This window comes from Microbispora sp. NPDC046973, from assembly GCF_040644495.1.
Lineage (GTDB): Bacteria > Actinomycetota > Actinomycetes > Streptosporangiales > Streptosporangiaceae > Microbispora.
Genome location: NZ_JBEYWQ010000045.1, coordinates 17,484 through 36,497 on the forward strand (window position 1 = coordinate 17,484; position 19,014 = coordinate 36,497).

Below are 19,014 nucleotides of genomic sequence, written 5' to 3' on the forward strand. Positions count from 1 at the left end.
TGCCGGCTGTCGGCGACCGGATGGACGCCGCGCGGGCCTCTCCCCGTGTGTCACAGCCCGGGGCTGCATGCCCCGCCTCCGGCACGAGGTGGCGCACAACCGCAGTCTCCGAACTGTCAGCCGCAGTTAACATCGGATGTTTCCATCCGTCAAGGGTTTGTAATGCCCCGATTAATTGTGATCGTTCACAAAGAGGAGAAAGAGAGGTCGGATGTAAGCGGCGATCGACCGTCGGCGAATCTCGCCTTGACTCCCGTCGCCGGGCGCACGCATGCTGCTCTCACCGTACACAAAACGTTTTGCGGGTCAACGGACAGAAGTGGGGGGCACATGGCGGAGCTGCCGCGCCGGGTCCTGGTGACGGGCGCCGCCGGGCGGGTGGGCCGTGCGACGCTCGACCTGCTCGCCCGGGAGGGCGTGCCGGCCAGCGCACTGGACCTGCGCGATCCCGGCGACCTGAGGGCGGATCGCGTCGTCGCCGGGCGCGCCGACGACCCGGAGGCGGTGCGCGAGGCGCTCGACGGCGTCGACGCCGTGATCCACCTCGCGGCGATCCCCGCACCCACCCTCGGCACCCCCGAGGAGGTGTTCCTGGGCAACGTGGGGGCGACGTTCGTCGTGCTGGAGGAGGCGGGCGCGACCGGCGTCCGCCGGGCCGTCGTCGCGAGCAGCTTCAGCGCCCTCGGCCTGCCGTGGGCGGCGCGGCCGCTCCACCCTGCGTACGTGCCGGTGGACGAGGCCCTGCCGCTGCAGGTGGAGGATCCGTACGGGCTGTCGAAACAGGTGGACGAGACGACCGCCGCCATGATGGCCCGCCGCCACGGCATGACGGTCGTCGCGCTGCGCTATCCGCTGCTCGGCGGCCCCGGGGACAAGCTGGACGAGAGGGCGGCCGGATACGCCGAGGACCCGGGGCGCGGCGCGAGCGAGCTGTGGACCTACCTGGACACCCGCGACGCGGCACGGGCCGCTTGGCTGTCGCTGGTCCGGCCGGTCGAGGGTTTCCGGGTCGTCTTCGTGACCGCCCCCGTGACGCTCGCCCCGCAGCGGACGGAGGACCTGCTCGCCCGCTTCCACCCGGCCGCGGAACGACGCGCCCCGCTGCCCGGCAGGACCGCGCCGGTGGACCTGACGGCGGCCGAGACCCTGCTCGGCTTCACCGCCGAGCACCTGTACGAGCCCGTTCCGGCAGGGGAGGCGTCGTGACCCGCCCCGTCGACGGCGCGGCGGTCATGCGGGAGACGCAGGCTCCCTGGCCGGCCCGCGACGGCCTGCGGATCACCGCGGTCCGGTCGATCGTGACGGCCCCCGAAGGGGTGCCGCTGGTCGTCGTCCGCGTCGACACCAGCGACCCCGGCCTGTACGGCCTGGGCTGCGCCACCTTCACCCAGCGCTTCCACGCCGTGGCGGCCGCGGTGGACCGGCACGTCGGGCCGATGCTGACCGGCAGGCATCCCGCCGACATCGAGGACATCACCCGGATGGTCCACCTGTCCTCCTACTGGCGCGGCGGGCCGGTGCTCAACAGCGCGTTGTCAGGGGTGAATCAGGCGCTGTGGGACATCGCCGGCAAGCGGGCCGGCATGCCGGTGTACGAGCTGCTGGGCGGCAGGGTGCGCGCGGCGGCCGACACCTACCTGCACGCGGGCGGGGCGAGCGTGGAGGAGACGATCGAGCACGCGGCCGCGATCCTGGCGGACGGCTACCGTCACGTCCGGCTGCAGACGGGGGCGCCCGGGCTCGGGAACTACGGCGCGCCCGGATCTCCGGGCGGCTACCCCGCCTCGCCGTACCCCGACGGCTGGGACGTGCAGCGCTACCTGCGGGAGACCCCGAAGCTGTTCGAACGGGCCCGGGCCGAGCTGGGGGAGGATCCCGGCCTGATGCACGACGTGCACTCCCGGCTCACCGTCAAGCAGGCCGTGGCGCTGGCGCGGGCGCTCGAGCCGTACCGCCTGTTCTTCCTGGAGGATCCGATCCCGCCCGAGCTGTACGACCGGCTGCCGGAGGTGCGCGAGGCGGCGCCGATGCCGATCGCGGCGGGGGAGCAGGTCGCATCGGTCGCCGACGCGGCCCGCCTGGTCAGGGACGGCGGGGTCGACCTGCTGCGCCTGCACGTCTCCGCGGTCGGCGGCCTCACCCCGGCGCGCAAGCTGGTGGCGTTGTGCGAGCTGACCGGGGTGGGCACGGCCTGGCACGCGCCCGCGGACGTGTCGCCGATCGGCGCGGCGGCCAACGTGGCTCTCGACGTCACATCCCCGGCTTTCCAGATCCAGGAGGGGCACGTCTACCCCGAGGCGGTCCACGAGGTCTTCCCCGGGACCATCAGCCCGGTGAACGGCTACCTCTACCCCAGCGAGCGACCCGGATGGGGCATCGACGTCGACGAGGCCGCGGCCGCCCGGCATCCCCCGCTCACCCACCTGCACGAGCGCTGGGCGGCGCGGGTGAGGCGGCCGGACGGCGGGATCGAGGCCCCGTGACCCCCACAGGGGAGACCCCCGCCGAGCCCGCCCCCGGCTCTGCGGCGGCGAGGGGGCAGCGGCCGAGCATCCGGGGCGTGGCGCGGCTCGCCGGGGTGAGCGCGACGACGGTCTCCCACACGCTCAACGGCCGCCGCCCGGTCGCCGAGGACACCCGGCGCAGGGTGCTCGAAGCGATCGAGCAGCTCGGCTACCGGCCGAACGCGCTCGCCCGCGGCCTGCGCACCAGCAGGAGCCAGACGATCGGGCTGGCCATCCCCGACATCACCAACCCCTTCTATCCGGCGCTCGCCCGCGGCATGCAGGACGTGCTCGGCGCCGCGGGCTACGAGCAGATCATCAGCAACACCGACGGCGACCGGCGCAGGGAGCGGGCCGCGATCGAGCGGATGATCGCCCGGCAGGTCGACGGGCTGGCGTTCGCCGTGTTCCACACCCACGCCGAGGATCTGGCACCCGCCATCGAGGCCGGCATCCCCGTCGTGCGGCTCGGCGGCAGGCTCGCGCAGCACGGCGTCGACGTCGTGCGCAGCGACGACGAGGGCGCGGCGGGCGAGGCGGCCCGTCACCTCCTGGAGTGGGGATACCGGCGGATCGGCTTCGTCAGCGGCCCCCCGGCCGAGGGGCCGGCCGCCGAGCGCGTCGCCGGCTACCGGGCCGCTCTCGCGGCGGCCGGGACGCCCCCCGACCCGCGCCTGATCGTGCACACCGACTTCGACCGCGCGGGCGGCGCCCGGGGCGCCGCCGCGCTGCTCGATCTGCCGGACCCGCCGGACGCCGTGCTGTGCGCCAACGACATCATGGCCATCGGCGCGCTGGACACCGCCCGCGCTCGCGGCCTGCGCGTCCCGCAGGACCTCGCCGTCATGGGGTTCGACGACATCGAGGCGGCCGCCATGGTCGTGCCCGGTCTCACGACCATGGCCAACCCCGCCAGGGAGATCGGCCGGGCGTGCGCGCGGCGGCTGCTCGACCGGCTGTCGGGCGGCGCCGGGCCGTCCGCGGAGGTGGTCATCCCCGCCCGCCTCGTGCGGCGCGGATCCGCCTGACCCGCCCCCTTGACACCCGGATGGTCCCGTGCGACTTTCGGGATCAGTCTTAACGATTTGCACGACGCTCTCGACGACGAGAACCAGGCGTGACGTGCACCTCCGGCGGCACCCGGAGACGACGTCGCCCACCCGGACACCGGCCCCGCGGATCGCGGGGAGCCTCGTCCGCCGGCCCGGAAGCGGCACCGGGCGGCCGGGCGGCGGGCCCGGGCGGGGACGGACAGGCCGACGGAGAGAGGAAGATCCATGGATGTGGCACGCGGGCGGCTCCGCCGCCTGCTCGCACCCGCGCTCGTGCTCGCGGCGGCGGTCGCCGCGGCGGGCTGTGCGGGCGACACCGGCGAGCCGGCCCCGGGAGGTGGCCGGGCGCTGACGATGTGGATGTTCAAGAAATCCCACGCGGAGGCCCTGACGGCGGCGGCCGCGCAGTTCACCAAGGAGACCGGGATCGCCGTCAAGGTCGAGGCCGTGACCCCCGACGACGTCTTCGTGAGCAAGGTGCAGAGCGCCGCGCAGACGGGCGGGCTGCCCGACGTGCTCGAGGTGCATTCCGGCGGCGAAGACCTCGAGATGGGCGCTTCCGGCCTGCTGCAGGACATCCGGGACGACGTCACCGACGCATGGAAGCAGCGGCTCCTGCCGACCACCCGGGAGAGCGGCGTGCTGACCCGGCAGCGCATCGACCAGGCGGCCGCCGACTCCCCCTTCAAGAACGCCACCGCCGGGCAGCGGTTCAGCGTGCCGTTCACGGCCGGCGCCTTCGGCATCGTCTACGCCCACAAGGACAAGCTCAAGGCGGCCGGGCTCGACCCCGGCACGCCCCCGAAGACCTGGGAGGACTTCCTCGGCGCGCTGAAGGCCACCACGGCCCGCGATCCGCGGCAGGGCGGCCTGGCCCTCGGCCTGAAGGTCAGCCAGACCGGCTTCAACTGGATCTACCAGCCGCTCGCGCACTCCTACCTCGGCAGGGACCGGTTCCACGCGTTGTGGGCCAAGGGCGCGCCCCAGGGCTTCGCCTCGCCGGAAGGGGTCGAGACGCTGGAGCTCTACCGCAGGCTGACGCCGTATTGGATGCCCGGCGCGACCACCCTCGGCATCGACGAGGCCGACATCGCCTTCGCCCAGGGCAAGGCCGCCTTCGACGTCGGCGGGACCTTCACCCTGGCGTTCCTCGCGCAGAACGGCGTGTCCCCGGCCGAGCTGCTCACCTTCCCCGTCCCGCCGCCGGCCGAGGGGGCGAACAAGGAGATCTCCATGTCGCCGCTCGCGCTGACCGGGCTCGGCCTGACGGCGACCGCGAAGAACCGCGCGGCCGCCGTCCGATGGATCGACTGGCTCACCTCGCCGGCCGGCGCCGGCGCGGTCGCCAGGAAGTCCCTCGACCTGCCCGCCACCGACCTCGGGGCGCGGGCCGAGTCGCTGGTCGGCCCCGACCTCGCGGCCATGCAGGAGTTCTTCAGCGGGCCGCCGGCCGGCGCGTACGACGCAGCGGACGTGAGCTTCCAGCCGTCCGACTACGACCAGGTCAAGCCGGGGGACGTCATGGTGCGGCTGAGCCCGCTCGGGGAGCTGACGCCCGGGCAGGCGGGGGCCGAGCTCGACAGGGCCATGGCCTCGATGTGGAAGGCCACCGGATGAGCGCCCTCACATTGAGGGAGCGCACCCGCAAGACCGCGGCGCGCGCGTCCGGCGGCGCCCGCCGGTGGTCGTCCCGGCTCACGGGCGTCGCCTTCGTCCTGCCCGCCGTCGCGCTGTTCCTGCTGATGGGGGTCTACACCATCGCGAGCGGGCTCGCGCTGAGCTTCGCCAAGTGGAACGGCTTCACCCCCCGCTGGATCTGGGTCGGTGCACGGAACTATCTCGACCTGCTCTACGCCGACCCCGTTCTCGCGGCCGAGCTGCGCCGGGCCGCCGGACACACGCTGCAGGTCATGGTGGCCGTGCCCCTGCTGACGGTCGCGATCGCGCTGCCGCTGGCGGTCGCGCTGAACTCCGTGGGGCGCCTGCGCGCCGTGCTCCGCTCGGTCTACTTCCTGCCGTACGTGACCGCGGGCATCGCCGTCTACTTCGCCTGGCGCTACGTCCTTGAGCCCGACGGGGCGGTGAACCTCCTGCTGCGGGCCACCGGCCTGGGATCGCTCGCGCAGCCGCAGGGCTTCCTCGGCAACCCCTCGACCGCGCTGCCGACCCTGGTCGTCGTTCTCGTCTGGTCGAGCGTGCCGGTCGCGACCCTGCTCTACCTGAGCGGCCTGCAGGCGATCGACCCGAACCTCCCCGAGGCGGCGCAACTCGACGGGGCCGCGCCGCGTCATGTGCTGCGCCACGTGACCTGGCCGCTGCTGCGGCCGATCACGGCCGCGATCGTGCTGCTCGGCATCCGCGACGCGCTGCACGGCTTCCAGATCTTCCTGGTCATGACGCGCGGCGGGCCGGGCGGGCACACCGACGTCCTCGGGCTGATGGCCTACCGGCTGTCGTTCTTCAAGGGCCTGGCCCAGACGCTGGGACTGGCCAGTGCGCTCGGCTGGCTGCTGTTCGCGGCGGCGCTGCTGCTGACGCTCGTGAACGCGCGGCTGCTGAGGGCGGTGCGATGAGCGGCTCCCGCACAGCCCGGCTCCTGGCGTACGCCGGGCTGGCCGGCTACGCCCTGGTCAGCCTCTACCCGTTCCTGTGGATGGTGTCGGGTGCCCTCAAGGATCGGCTGGAGATCCTGCGTGGCGGCGGGCTGATCCCCGAGGCCCCGACCTTCGCCACCTTGACGTCCACCTGGAGCCGGCTGCATTTCTTCGACTACTTCCTCAACAGTCTGAAGGTCACCGGGCTGACGGTCGCGGGCGTGCTCGTGGTCTACAGCCTGGCGTCCTACGCCTTCGCCGTGCTCGACTTCCCGGGACGTCGGGCGCTGTTCTGGATGTTCGTCTCGCTGCTGTTCGTCCCCGGGATCACGATGCTGCTGCCGGTGGTCGTGCTCGAGAAGCACCTCGGCATCCTCGGCACGCACCTCGGGCTGGTCCTGCCGTTCGTCAACGGCACGGCGCCGCTCACGGTGTTGCTGCTGACCAACTCCTTCCGCGCCGTGCCGGGGGAGCTGCGCGACGCCGCGCGCTGCGACGGGGCGGGCGACCTGCGCATCTACCTGTCCGTCTACCTGCCCCTCGCCAGGCCGGCGCACGTCACGGTCGCCGTGCTCACGGCCGTGCCGACGTGGAACGAGTACCTGCTGTCGCGCGTGTCGCTGTCCGACCCCTCCCGCTACACCCTGCCCATCGGGCTGGAGTCGCTGATATCGAGCGACGTGCCCCGCTACAACGAGGTGATGGCGGCGTCCCTGATCATCGTTCTGCCCGTCGTCGCGCTGTTCCTGTTCCTGCAGCGCTACTTCGTCAACGGCCTCATGGGCGCGCTCAAGGGCTGACCGCCGGATGCTCGACGCGAGGGGGTGACAGACGGATACCACCTGTGTTAGAAATCGGTAAATTTCTCTACAGTTCTCCGCAAGAAGCGGACAGAGCGGTGGAGGAAGGAATCAGGGGCGGCACCCCTTCACCCGGCACAAGGGCAACAGCGCGGCGGCGCGCGCCTTGCCTGACATGAGTCTTCAGGTCAGGAAGGAAGAGTCCCATGTCCCGACGTCCGTGGCTGACGACACTGGCCACGCTGGCGCTCATCATCCCGGGAGCCGTCGCGTTGACCGCTCCCGCGGCGAACGCGCTGACCATCCCGGCCTCCGACTACCAGCAGGTCGCCCTCGCGGCCGGGGGAGCGGAGCTCGGCGAGGCCATGTCGCTGGCGGTCCTCCCGAACCGGTCGGTCGTGCACACGGCCCGCGACGGCACGGTGCGCGTGACCGACGCGAACGGCACCACCAAGGTGGCGGGCAAGCTCAACGTCTACACCCACGACGAGGAGGGCCTGCAGGGCGTGGCGGCCGACCCGGGCTTCGCCGCCAACCGCTACATCTGGCTGTACTACTCGCCCCGGCTCACCACCCCGGACGGCGACGCGCCGACGAACGGCACCCAGGCGCAGTTCGACCAGTGGAAGGGCGAGCTGCACCTGTCGCGGTTCACCCTGAAGGCGGACGACACGCTCGACATGGCCAGCGAGAAGGTCGTCCTCACCGTCCCCAACGACCGCGGGCAGTGCTGCCACGTCGGCGGCGACATCGACTTCGACGCGGCCGGCAACCTCTACCTGACCACCGGCGACGACACCAACCCCTTCGAGTCGAACGCCTACTCCCCGCTCGACGAGCGCACCGACCGCAACCCGCAGTTCGACGCGCAGCGCTCGTCGGGCAACACCAACGACCTGCGCGGCAAGGTCCTGCGCATCAAGCCGCAGCCCGACGGCACCTACACGATCCCCAGCGGCAACCTCTTCCCGCCCGGCACCGCGAAGACGCGGCCCGAGATCTACGCGATGGGCTTCCGCAACCCCTTCCGGATGTCCGTCGACAAGGCCACCGGCATCGTCTACCTGGGCGACTACGGGCCGGACGCGGGAGTGAGCGACCCCAACCGCGGGCCGGGCGGGCAGGTGGAGTTCGACCGGATCACCGGGCCGGGCAACTACGGCTGGCCGTACTGCACGGGGACCAACACCACCGCCGAGACCTACAACGAGTACACCTTCCCGAGCGGCCCCTCCGGCGCCAAGTACGACTGCGCCGGCGGCCCCACCAACGACTCCTTCCGCAACACCGGTCTCACCAAGCTCCCCCCGGCCAAGCCGAGCTGGATCAGGTACGGCGGCGACGCCGGCTCGCCGCCGGAGTTCGGCAGCGGGTCGGAGTCGCCGATGGGCGGCCCGGTCTACCGCTACGACGCCGGCCTCAACTCCAGCGTCAAGTTCCCCTCCTCCCTGAACGGCCGCTTCTTCGCGGGCGAGTACGGCAGGCGGTGGATCAAGGCGATCGAGGTGAAGAGCGACGGCTCGCCCGGGGAGATCTCCGCCTTCCCCTGGACCGGCACGCAGGTCATGGACATGGCCTTCGGCCCCGACGGCGCCCTCTACGTGCTCGACTACGGCACCGGGAGCAACAACCAGGCGCTCTACCGCATCGAGTACATCGGCGGGAGCAACCGCAACCCGGTCGCCAAGGCGTCGGCGAACAAGACCTCAGGGCCGACGCCGCTGGCGGTCGCCTTCTCCTCGGCCGGCAGCTCCGACCCGGAGGGCGGCGCGCTCACCTACTCGTGGGCCTTCGGGGACGGCGGCACCTCGACCGAGGCCAATCCGGCGCACACGTACACCACCAAGGGCACCTACACGGCGACGCTGACCGTCAGGGACCCACAGGGCCTGACCGGTACGGCCGACGTGCTGATCACCGCCGGCAACACCGCGCCGACCGTGTCGCTGACCACCCCCGCCGACGGGCAACTGTTCGCGTTCGGCGACACCGTGCCGTTCCAGGTGCAGGTGAGCGACCCCGAGGACGGCACGATCGCCTGTTCCAAGGTCACCGTGACCTACCTGCTCGGGCACGACAGCCACGAGCACCAGATCACCTCCACGACCGGCTGCTCGGGGAGCATCCGGGTGCCGACGGACGGCGAGCACGACGCCGCGGCCAACATCTACGGCGTCTTCGACGCGAGCTACACCGACTCCGCCGGGCTCACCGCACACAGCAAGCGCGTCCTGCAGCCGCGCCACCGGCAGGCCGAGCACTTCGGCGCCCAGCAGGGCGTCCAGACCGCCGACCACGGCGGCGCCGAGGGCGGCAAGACCGTCGGCTTCACCGACGACGGCGACTGGATCTCCTTCCAGCCGTACGCGCTGGGCAACGCGACGAGGATCACCGCCCGGGTGTCGTCCGGCGGCCCCGGCGGCCGGATCGAGGTGCGGGCCGGCTCGGCGACCGGCACGCTGCTCGGCAGCGTGACCGTGCCGAACACCGGAGGCTGGGACACCTTCGTGGACGCGACGGCCACCCTGAGCGGCGCGCCCACCGGCTCGACCACGCTGTACCTCGTCTTCCGCGGGGTGACCGGCCAGGGCAACCTGCTCGACCTGGACGCCTTCACCTTCGACGCCTCCACCTCCACCAGCCAGACGGTCGAGGGCGAGGCGTACACCGCGCAGTCGGGCGTCCAGCCGGCCGACCACGCCGGGGCGAGCGGCGGCAAGACGGTGGGCTACATCAACAACGGCGACTGGGCCGCGTACTCGGGGGTGAGCACCTCGGGCCTGAAGTCGTTCAGCGCCCGGGTGTCCTCCGCCGGAGCGGGGGGCACCATCCAGATCCGGTCCGGCTCCCCGACAGGCACCCTGCTCGGCTCGGTCACCGTGCCGGTCACCGGGAGCTGGGACACCTTCCAGACGGTCTCGGCGACGCTGACCGGCTCGGCCTCCGGCCCGCTGTACCTCGTCTTCACGGGAAGCGGCGGCGACCTGTTCGACATCGACACCTTCACGATCACCAAGTGACCCGGCGGAAGGACCCCCCATGCTGCGACGTCTGATACTCGCCGCGGCGGTGCTGACCACCGCCGCCCTCATCCCCGCCGTGCCCGCCGAGGCCGCCGCCTTCAAGGTGCTCGTCTTCTCCAAGACGGCCGGGTTCCGGCACGACTCCATCCCCGCGGGCGTCCAGGCCATCCGGGACCTGGGCGCCGCAGGCGACTTCGAGGTGAACGCGACCGAGGACGCCGGCGCGTTCACCTCGAGCAATCTCGCGCAGTACAGGGCCGTGGTGTTCCTCAGCACCACCGGCGACGTGCTCGACGCCGCCCAGCAGGCCGCCTTCCAGTCGTACGTCGACGGCGGGGGCGGCTACGTGGGCGTGCACGCCGCCGCCGACACCGAGTACGACTGGCCCTACTACGGTCAGTTGGCGGGCGCCTGGTTCGCCAGCCACCCCTCCATCCAGCAGGCGAACGTCAAGACCGAGGACACCGCGCATCCCGCGACCTCCGGCCTGCCGGCGACGTGGACGCGGACCGACGAGTGGTACAACTACCGCACGAACCCACGGCCCGACGTGCACGTGCTGCAGAGCCTTGACGAGTCCAGCTACAGCGGCGGCACCATGGGCGACCACCCGATCACCTGGTGCCACCCGCAGGCGTCCGGCCGCGCGTTCTACACCGGTCTCGGCCACACCGCCGAGTCCTACGCGGAGCCGAACTTCCGCCGCCTGCTGCTCGGCGGCATCACGTACGCGGCCGGAGCGGTGCAGGCCGACTGCGCTCCCCCCGGAGGCGGCGGCGGGACGATCGAAGCGGAGTCGTACACCTCACAGTCGGGCATCCAGCCCACCTCCCACGGGACCGCCAGCGGCGGCACGACCGTCGGGTTCATCGACAACGGCGACTGGGCCGGGTACGCCTCGGTCAGCACGGCGGGCGCGACGGGGTTCACCGCCCGGGTCTCCTCCGCGGGAGCGGGCGGCACCATCCAGGTCCGGTCCGGCTCTCAGACCGGCACCCTGCTCGGCTCGGTCACCGTCCCGGTGACCGGCAGCTGGGACACCTTCACGACGGTCTCGACCGCGCTGACCGGATCGGCCTCCGGGCCGCTGTACCTGGTCTTCACCGGCGGATCCGGGGCCCTGTTCGACGTGGACACGTTCTCGCTCACCAAGTCGCCCACGACGACGGTCGAAGGAGAGGCGTACACCGCGCAGTCCGGCGTCCAGCCGGCCGACCACGCCGGGGCGAGCGGCGGCAAGACGGTGGGGTACGTCAACAACGGCGACTGGGCCGCGTACGCGGGCGTGAGCACCTCGGGCCTGAAGTCGTTCGGCGCCCGGGTGTCCTCGGCGGGCTCCGGCGGGACGATCCAGGTCCGTTCGGGTTCGGCGACGGGGACGCTGCTGGGGTCGGTGAACGTGCCGGTGACCGGGAGCTGGGACACCTTCCGGACGGTCTCGGCGACGCTGACCGGCTCGGCCTCCGGCCCGCTGTACCTCGTCTTCACGGGAAGCGGCGGCGACTACCTGTTCGACCTCGACTCCTTCACGGTCACGAGGTGACGGCGTGATGAGACACATCGTCCTTGCGCTCCTGCTCGCCGGCGGCCTGCTGGGCCTGCCTCTCGCGCCCGCCCAGGCGGCGGCCCCCGACCTGTCGGCGAACACCCACATCTTCTACTACCCCTGGTACGGCTCGCCCTCCGGGAACGGAAGCTGGCGGCACTGGCAGCAAGGCGGCCACACCCCGCCCGCCGACATCGGCTCCGACCTGTACCCCGCGCTCGGCGCGTACGACTCGGGAGACGTCGCGGGGGCGGTCGCCCAGCACATGAAATGGATCCGGCAGGCGGGCGTGGGCGTGCTGGTCTACAGCTGGTGGGGGAGGGGCAGCTACGAGGACAGCCTGGTCAGGCGGGTCCTCGACGCCGCCCAGGCGCAGGGGCTCAAGGTGGCCTGGCATCTGGAGCCGTACGAGGGCCGCACCGCGGAATCGACCGTCGCCGACATCCGCTACATCGACGCCACGTACGGCGGCCACCCGGCCTTCTACCGGGCCGCCGACCAGGGGAACCGGCCGGCGTTCTACGTCTTCGAGAGCCTGCGCGTCGCCGACTGGTCCGCGCTCGACCAGGTGAACCGGGACAACATCGTGCTGGCGCAGACCACCGACACCACGAAGATCGCCCACTTCTCCGGCATGTACACCTACGACGCCATCGCGGGAGCCACGGCCCCCGGTTGGAAGAACGCCTCCGACTACGCCAAGCAGCACGGGCTTGTCTGGGCGCCGTCGATCGGCCCCGGGTACGTCGACGACCGGGCCGTGCCCGGCAACACCACGCCCACGCTCGGCCGGGCGAACGGCGCGACGTACGACAAGGAATGGGCGAACGCGCTCGATCCCGCGACGGGCGGGCTGCCCACGTGGGTCTCCATCACCTCGTTCAACGAGTGGCACGAGGGCAGCGTGATCGAGCCGGCGTCCGGCACGCCGCCGGCCGGATACGGCTACCAGACCTACGAGGGCGCGTACGGCAGGAGCGGCGCGGCGGCCGAGACGGCCTACCTCGACAGGACCAAGCACTGGACGACGGAGTTCGAGAACCGGCGGGCCGGGTCGCCGGCCGACCTCGCGCTCGACCGGCCCGCCACGGCGGACAGCGCCTGCGCGCCGTCCGAGGGCCCCGCGAAGGCGGTCAACGGAAGCTGGACCGGCGGCATCGGCGACAAGTGGTGCTCGCTCGGCGCCGCCAAGTGGCTGCGCGTCGACCTGGGCTCCGCCGTGACCGTGGGCCGCCTCGTCGTCCGGCACGCCGGCGCGGGCGGGGAGAAGGCGAGCTGGAACACCCGCGACTTCGACCTGCGGACGAGCACCGACGGCACCATCTGGACGACCGTGGCGTCGGTCCGTGGCAACACCGCCGACGTGACCACCCACCCGATCACGCCGGTGACGGCGCGGTACGTCCGGCTCGACGTCCTGACCCCGACCGGCGACGGCGACCGGGCCGCCCGGGTGTACGAACTGGAGGTGTACGGCCGCTGACGGAAGGCCGGCGCGCGGAACAGGCTCCGGGGCGGTCGTCGGGTGCGCCCGCCTGCCGGGCGGGTTCGGCGGCCGCCCGTGCGGCCGGGAGGGCGGCTGGGAGTCGTGACGGGGAGTGAGCCACAGATTCCTCCGATCACAGTGGTCCTGCGGCTGAGTGGTCCTGCCGCATCGGCCGTTCAGCCCGACGCCGCCCTCCGCGCCGCCCGGCCCGAGTGCCGGCCGGGCCCGCACCGGCTCAGAGCGTGCGGCGGAGCCACTCCTCGACGCCCGCCACGTGAACCGTGGCCCATGCCCTGGCGACCTCGGGCCTCCGGGCCGCGATCGCGTCGCAGATCATGACGTGCTGCTCCCGGGTGTCGTCGAGCGCTCCCTCCTGGGTGAGGCCGCGCCACACCCGGGCCCGGGTCGTCGGCCCCGAGAGGCTGTCGATCAGCGAGCACAGCACCGGGTTGCCGGACCCCGCCGCGATGTGCCGGTGGAACCGAAGGTCGTTGGCGACCAGCTCCTCCACGCTGGGGTCGCCGGGCAGCGCGTCGAGGATGGCGCGGAGCTCCTTGACGTCCTCGTCCGGCATGTTCATCGCGGCCATCGCGGTGGCGGCGGGCTCCAGGACCCGCCGCACCTCCAGGAACTGCAGCACGGTGTCGTCGCGGTGGAAGTCCACCACGAACGACATCGCCTCCAGGAGCAGGTGGGGCTGCAGGCTGGTGACGTAGGTGCCGTCGCCCTGCCGTACGTCGAGCACGTTGATCAGGGCGAGGGCGCGGACGGCCTCCCGCAGGGAGTTGCGGGACAGGCCGAGCCGTTCGGCCAGATCGGCTTCCTTCGGCAGCCGGTCACCCGGAGCGAGCTCGCCCGACGTGATCATCTGCTTGATCTTGTCGATCGCCGCGTCCGTGACCGCCACGGAGCCTCCTCCACTGTTTCCTCGCGAACGAGGCCGCATACATCGGATGTCTAACAGTGTAAAGGAGTGGAGGTCGCGTCCGCGCCGGACCTGCCTGCGCGGACGCCCTCCTGCGCTGAGGCCTGCGCGCACAACGGGGCGCCCTCGTGGTGAGGGCGCCCCGGGCGACGGTATGCGGTGATCAGACGCGGGTCCAGCGCTGGTTGTTCTGGCCGTTGCAGGTCCAGATGATGACCTTGGTGCCGTTGGCGGTGCCCGCGTTGTACACGTCCAGGCACTTGTTCGCGCCGACGGCGGTGATGCTCCCGTCGGAGTTGAGGCGCCACTTCTGGTTGTTCTGGCCGTTGCAGTCCCAGATGATCACGCTGGTGCCGTCGGCCGTGGCGCCGCCGTTCACGTCCAGGCACTTGTTGCCGTAGACCCTCAGCTCACCCGAGGCGGTCGGGGTCCACTGCTGGTTGGCCTGGCCGTTGCAGTCCCAGATCTGCGCCTGGGCGCCGTTGGTCTGGGAGCCGCCGGCGACGTCGAGGCACCGGCCCGAACCCACACCCTTGATCGCGCCCGTGCCGGTGGGAGTGGGCGTGGGAGACGGCGTGACCAGGCCTCCTCCGCTCACGACGTACATGGCGGCACCGTGCGCGGGCACCGACGCGCTGATCGTCCCGGACGAGGAGCCGGTGGTGTGCGCCCACAGGTCGCGTACAGAGTAGGAGGCCGCGGCGCCGAGGCCGAGGGCGGAGGCGGTGGTGGACACCGTCGCCGTGCCGCTGCCCCGGTTGAGCAGGACGACGGCGACCGAGCCGTTCGCCATCGGCTTGCGCCACACCTCGAGGTTCCCGTTGTCGCTGATCTTGTGGCCCTGCCTGCCGCCCCAGTCCTGGTCGACGGCGATGACCTCGGTGTTGGTGAGGATCGTGCGGGTCTCGGCGCTCATCGACCGGATGTCGTTGCCCGCGATGAGCGGCGCGTTCAGCAGCGACCAGAGGCTGAAGTGCGCCCGGGCCTCGGTCGCCGTCAGCGAGCCGTTGCCCACCTCCAGCATGTCGGGGTCGTTCCAGCCGCCCGGCCCCGAGTACGCCTCAAGCCCGACCTGCTGGTCCAGGATGCCCATGACCGAGTTCCAGTTCGCCTGGATGTCGCCCGTGGTCCGCCAGGAGTTGCCGGTCGCCATGCCCCAGGTCCAGACGCTCTCCTGACCCCAGTTGCACAGGCTGAACAGGATCGGACGCCCCGTGGCGGCGAGCGCGTCACGCATCGCCGTGTATCGCTGCTGCCCGTTCTTGCCCTGGTGGTCGCCGCAGTTGTCGTACTTCAGGTAGTCGATCCCCCAGGAGGCCCACAGGGCGGCGTCGCGCCGCTCGTAACCCAGGCTGGCCGGATAGCCCGCACAGGTCGTGGTGCCCGCCGAGGAGTAGATGCCGAGCTTCAGCCCCTTGGAGTGGACGTAGTCGGCCAGGGCCTTGATCCCGCTAGGGAACTTCTGCGGGTCCGCCACCAGGTCGCCGTTGGCGTTGCGGCTCTTGGTCGACCAGCAGTCGTCGATGTTGACGTAGGTGTAGCCCGCCGCCGCCATGCCGCTGGAGACCATGACGTCGGCGGTCTGCCGCACGAGGTTCTCGTTGACGTTGCAGCCGAAACTGTTCCAGTCGTTCCACCCCATCTGGGGCGTACGGGCGAGCCCGTTGTCCAGCGCGGCGGCCGGCGACGTCATGCCGCCGGCCGCGACCAGGGACCCGGCGGCCAGCACCGCCGCCAGCGTCCATCGAACGATCTTGTGCATCTGACTCCCTTATCCATGGCCCCGCCCGTCGCCCGCGGGAGCGGTTCAGGGCCTGTTACCGATAACATTTCGCGCCGGTTCGGCCCTCACGTCGGATGGGTTGGTGGTGTGCGGCGGAGCAAATACGACCCCGCCGGTCCCGTCAAGAGGGCTCCACCGCCCGTGCTCCGGCGTACGCCGCGCCGCCTGCCCCTACCGGGCGCGGTCATCGATCCGGGGCGCGCGCTCCGTTGAAAGTTTCAGCCGAACTCGCCACCGCCGGGGCATCTCTGGAACGTTGCCGCGGCGGCATTCCTCATCGCCCCAGGCAGGAGGACTGCGTCGGCAAATGATTGCGCGAAACTTTCCGACCCGGTCTTGACACATTTCGGGGGCGGTTTCCACACTGAGCCCGGGTGGTCTCCTGTCGGAGCGGTGGTGGGCGGCGGTCTCGCCGCCCACCGCACGCTCCCACGCCAGGGCCGCGCCGTCGATTCCGCGGGTGTCCCGCGCCTCGTTCGACGTCATCCGATGCCGGGTGGCGAGCAAGGCAAATTGTTAACGCTAACAAAGGGACTGTTCAGGAGGCCACGTGTCGCCCTCATCCTTCAGCCGGCGCCGGCTGCTCCAGGCCGCCGGGGCCGCCGCCGTGGCCTCCGCCGTCGGGCAGGTCGCCGGCGCACGGGCGGCCGGAGCCGCGGTCGCGCCGGCCCGGGCCGACATCGGCGTGTCGGCGTACGCCTTCGAGCTCGGGCAGGTGCGGCTGACGGGGGGCCGCTGGCTGGACAACCAGAACCGGACGCTGTCGTATCTGCGGTTCGTCGACGCCGACCGGTTGCTGTACAACTTCCGGGCCAATCACCGGCTGTCCACCAACGGCGCCGCCTCGAACGGAGGGTGGGACGCCCCCAGCTTCCCCTTCCGCACCCACGTGCAGGGGCACTTCCTGACCGCGTGGGCGCAGGCCTATGCCGTGCTCGGCGACACCACGTGCCGGGACAAGGCGAACCACATGGTGGCGGAGCTGGCCAAGTGCCAGGCCAACAACGGCGCCGCCGGATTCAACGCCGGTTACCTGTCCGGTTTCCCCGAGTCCGACTTCACCGCCCTGGAGGCCCGCACGCTGAGCAACGGCAACGTGCCGTACTACTGCGTGCACAAGACGATGGCCGGGCTGCTGGACGTGTGGCGTCTCCTTGGCAACACGCAGGCGCGTGACGTGCTCCTGGCGCTGGCCGGCTGGGTGGACTGGCGGACCGGCCGGCTGAGCAGCAGCCAGATGCAGGCCATGCTGGGCACCGAGTTCGGCGGCATGAACGCCGTGCTGACCGACCTCTACCAGCAGACCGGCGACGGGCGCTGGCTGACCGCGGCCCAGCGGTTCGACCACGCGGCCGTGTTCAACCCCCTCGCCGCGAACCAGGACCAGCTCAACGGTCTGCACGCCAACACCCAGGTGCCCAAGTGGATCGGCGCGGCCCGCGAGTACAAGGCGACGGGCACGACCCGCTACCGGGACATCGCCGCCAACGCCTGGAACATCACCGTCGGCGCGCACACCTACGTGATCGGCGGCAACAGCCAGGCCGAGCACTTCCGGGCCCCCAACGCCATCGCCGGGTATCTCACCAACGACACCTGCGAGCACTGCAACAGCTACAACATGCTGAAGCTGACCCGCGAGCTGTGGCTGCTCGACCCGAACCGGGCGGCGTACTTCGACTTCTACGAGCAGGCGCTGTTCAACCACGTCATCGGCGCGCAGAACCCGTCCGACGGCCACGGCCACGTCACCTACTTCACGCCGCTCAAACCGGGTGGCCGCCGCGGCGTGGGCCCGGCGTGGGGCGGCGGCACCTACAGCACCGACTACAACTCCTTCTGGTGCTGCCAGGGCACGGGTGTGGAGGTCAACACGGCGCTGATGGACTCCGTCTACTTCTACAACGGCACCACCCTGATCGTGAACCTGTTCACGCCGTCGGTGCTGGACTGGACCCAGCGGGGGATCACGGTCACCCAGACGACGTCCTATCCCGCGAGCGACACGGTCACGCTGCAGGTCACGGGCAACGCCGCCGGGTCGTGGTCGATGCGCGTGCGCATCCCCGGCTGGGCCACCGGGGCGACGATCAGCGTCAACGGCGAGCAGCAGAACGTGGACACCACCCCCGGCGCGTACGCGACCCTCACCCGCTCCTGGACCTCCGGCGACACCGTCACGGTCCAGCTGCCCATGCGCGTGGTCATGAAGGCCGCCAACGACAACCCCAACGTCGCGGCGATCACGTACGGCCCGGTCGTCCTGTCCGGAAACTACGGGAACACCGCCCTGTCGGCGCTGCCCGCGCTGAACACCGCCTCGATCACCCGGACCGGCACCACGACGCTGGCGTTCACGGCCACCGCCAACGGGTCGTCGGTCAACCTCGGCCCGTTCTACGACGCCCACGGGTACAACTACACCGTCTACTGGAACACCGGCGGCAGCGGCGGCGGAGGCGGGACCGCGAGCTACCGTCTGGTCAACGCCGCCAGCGGCCTCGTTCTGGGCATCCAGAACATGTCCACCGCCGACGGCGGTCTCGCCCTGCAGTGGACCGACAGCGGCACCGCCGACCACGACTGGGAGATGGTCGTCGACGGCACCGCCGTACGCCTGCGCAACGTCAACAGCGGCAAGGTGCTGGGGGTGGAGAACATGTCGACCTCCGACAACGCCCGCGTGCTGCAGTGGACCGACAACGGCACCGCCGACCACCGCTGGACGATCGTCGACGCCGGCGACGGCTCCCACAAGATCCGCAATGTCAACAGCGGCAAGCTGCTGGCCATCCAGGGCGGCTCGACCGCGAGCGGAGCGCAGGCCGTACAGGAGTCCGACAACGGCAGCGCGGACAACCAGTGGCGGTTCGTGCCGAACGGGGCACGGCGCATCCAGAACCTGGCCAGCGGGCTGGTGCTGGGCGTGCAGAACATGTCCACGGCCGACGGCGGCCTGGTGATCCAATGGGGCGACACCGGCACGGCCGACCACCTGTGGACCGCCGTCGTCGACTCCGGCGGCTACCTGCGCCTGCGCAACTCCAACAGCGGCAAGGTGCTCGGCGTCGAGAACGCGAGCACGGCCGCGGGCGCCCGCGTGCTCCAGTGGGCCGACAACGGCACCTCCGACCACCGGTGGCGGCTGCGGTACGGATCCAACGGGTGCTTCCGCATCCAGTGCGCCAACGGCGGCCGGGTCCTCGGCGTCAGCGGCGGCTCCACCGCGCAGGGCGCCCAGGTCGTGCTCGCCGACGACAACGGAGCGAACGACCACCTGTGGCGATTCCTCTAGCCCGGA

General features: G+C 71.6%; 12 protein-coding genes. 10 read left to right on the forward strand and 2 right to left on the reverse strand.

What is annotated here, in order from left to right; genetic code table 11:
* Positions 1-330 precede the first annotated feature (330 nt).
* The 9 genes from ABZ860_RS39780 to ABZ860_RS39820 all read left to right on the forward strand — a co-directional run bounded on the left by ABZ860_RS39780 (position 331) and on the right by ABZ860_RS39820 (position 13,002).
* Entirely contained in the window at positions 331-1,206 is an 876-nt protein-coding gene (locus tag ABZ860_RS39780; protein WP_357230915.1) for an NAD(P)-dependent oxidoreductase, read from the forward strand.
* Positions 1,203-2,483, forward strand: a complete 1,281-nt coding sequence (locus ABZ860_RS39785; RefSeq protein WP_357230918.1) for an enolase C-terminal domain-like protein — start codon at positions 1,203-1,205, stop codon at positions 2,481-2,483. Before ABZ860_RS39780 ends, ABZ860_RS39785 begins: the two co-directional genes overlap by 4 nt.
* Positions 2,480-3,532, forward strand: coding sequence for a LacI family DNA-binding transcriptional regulator (locus ABZ860_RS39790; RefSeq protein WP_357230921.1), 1,053 nt, complete (start codon positions 2,480-2,482; stop codon positions 3,530-3,532). The genes ABZ860_RS39785 and ABZ860_RS39790 overlap by 4 nt, the downstream gene beginning before the upstream one ends.
* 249 nt (positions 3,533-3,781) lie before the next feature.
* Positions 3,782-5,173: an extracellular solute-binding protein gene (locus ABZ860_RS39795; protein ID WP_357230924.1), complete on the forward strand. Its 1,392-nt coding sequence runs from the start codon at positions 3,782-3,784 to the stop codon at positions 5,171-5,173.
* Positions 5,170-6,129 carry a sugar ABC transporter permease gene (locus ABZ860_RS39800; RefSeq protein WP_357230927.1) on the forward strand — a complete coding sequence of 320 codons (960 nt, stop codon included), beginning with the start codon at positions 5,170-5,172 and terminating at the stop codon, positions 6,127-6,129. Before ABZ860_RS39795 ends, ABZ860_RS39800 begins: the two co-directional genes overlap by 4 nt.
* Positions 6,126-6,950: a carbohydrate ABC transporter permease gene (locus ABZ860_RS39805; protein ID WP_357230930.1), complete on the forward strand. Its 825-nt coding sequence runs from the start codon at positions 6,126-6,128 to the stop codon at positions 6,948-6,950. Before ABZ860_RS39800 ends, ABZ860_RS39805 begins: the two co-directional genes overlap by 4 nt.
* 206 nt (positions 6,951-7,156) lie before the next feature.
* Positions 7,157-9,970, forward strand: a complete 2,814-nt coding sequence (locus tag ABZ860_RS39810; protein WP_357230933.1) for a carbohydrate-binding protein — start codon at positions 7,157-7,159, stop codon at positions 9,968-9,970.
* Between the two features lie 19 nt (positions 9,971-9,989).
* Complete coding sequence (locus ABZ860_RS39815) at positions 9,990-11,516, forward strand: ThuA domain-containing protein (protein ID WP_357230936.1); 1,527 nt, start codon at positions 9,990-9,992, stop codon at positions 11,514-11,516.
* A gap of 7 nt (positions 11,517-11,523) precedes the next feature.
* The gene (locus ABZ860_RS39820; RefSeq protein WP_357230939.1) at positions 11,524-13,002 is read left to right on the forward strand and encodes a discoidin domain-containing protein; all 1,479 of its coding nucleotides are present in this window, start codon (positions 11,524-11,526) and stop codon (positions 13,000-13,002) included.
* A 238-nt stretch (positions 13,003-13,240) separates the two neighbouring features.
* On the opposite strand, the gene ABZ860_RS39825 is transcribed toward ABZ860_RS39820, so the two are convergent.
* Both ABZ860_RS39825 and ABZ860_RS39830 read right to left on the reverse strand, forming a co-directional pair.
* Entirely contained in the window at positions 13,241-13,912 is a 672-nt protein-coding gene (locus ABZ860_RS39825) for a FadR/GntR family transcriptional regulator (protein ID WP_357230942.1), read from the reverse strand.
* A 181-nt stretch (positions 13,913-14,093) separates the two neighbouring features.
* Positions 14,094-15,692 carry a lectin gene (locus ABZ860_RS39830; protein ID WP_357230946.1) on the reverse strand — a complete coding sequence of 533 codons (1,599 nt, stop codon included), beginning with the start codon at positions 15,690-15,692 and terminating at the stop codon, positions 14,094-14,096.
* 571 nt (positions 15,693-16,263) lie between these two features.
* Between ABZ860_RS39830 and ABZ860_RS39835 the strand changes: the two genes are divergently transcribed.
* On the forward strand, positions 16,264-19,008 hold the full coding sequence (locus tag ABZ860_RS39835) for a beta-L-arabinofuranosidase domain-containing protein (protein ID WP_357230949.1): 2,745 nt from the start codon (positions 16,264-16,266) through the stop codon (positions 19,006-19,008).
* Positions 19,009-19,014 lie beyond the last annotated feature (6 nt).

Excerpts from the sequence above, each read along its gene's own strand:
- ABZ860_RS39780 (WP_357230915.1), top strand. The coding sequence starts at position 331 with ATGGCGGAGCTGCCGCGCCGGGTCCTGGTGACGGGCGCCGCCGGGCGG.
- ABZ860_RS39795 (WP_357230924.1), top strand. The coding sequence starts at position 3,782 with ATGGATGTGGCACGCGGGCGGCTCCGCCGCCTGCTCGCACCCGCGCTC.
- ABZ860_RS39800 (WP_357230927.1), top strand. The coding sequence starts at position 5,170 with ATGAGCGCCCTCACATTGAGGGAGCGCACCCGCAAGACCGCGGCGCGC.
- ABZ860_RS39805 (WP_357230930.1), top strand. The coding sequence starts at position 6,126 with ATGAGCGGCTCCCGCACAGCCCGGCTCCTGGCGTACGCCGGGCTGGCC.
- ABZ860_RS39810 (WP_357230933.1), top strand. The coding sequence starts at position 7,157 with ATGTCCCGACGTCCGTGGCTGACGACACTGGCCACGCTGGCGCTCATC.
- ABZ860_RS39815 (WP_357230936.1), top strand. The coding sequence starts at position 9,990 with ATGCTGCGACGTCTGATACTCGCCGCGGCGGTGCTGACCACCGCCGCC.
- ABZ860_RS39820 (WP_357230939.1), top strand. The coding sequence starts at position 11,524 with ATGAGACACATCGTCCTTGCGCTCCTGCTCGCCGGCGGCCTGCTGGGC.
- ABZ860_RS39830 (WP_357230946.1), bottom strand. The coding sequence starts at position 15,692 with ATGCACAAGATCGTTCGATGGACGCTGGCGGCGGTGCTGGCCGCCGGG.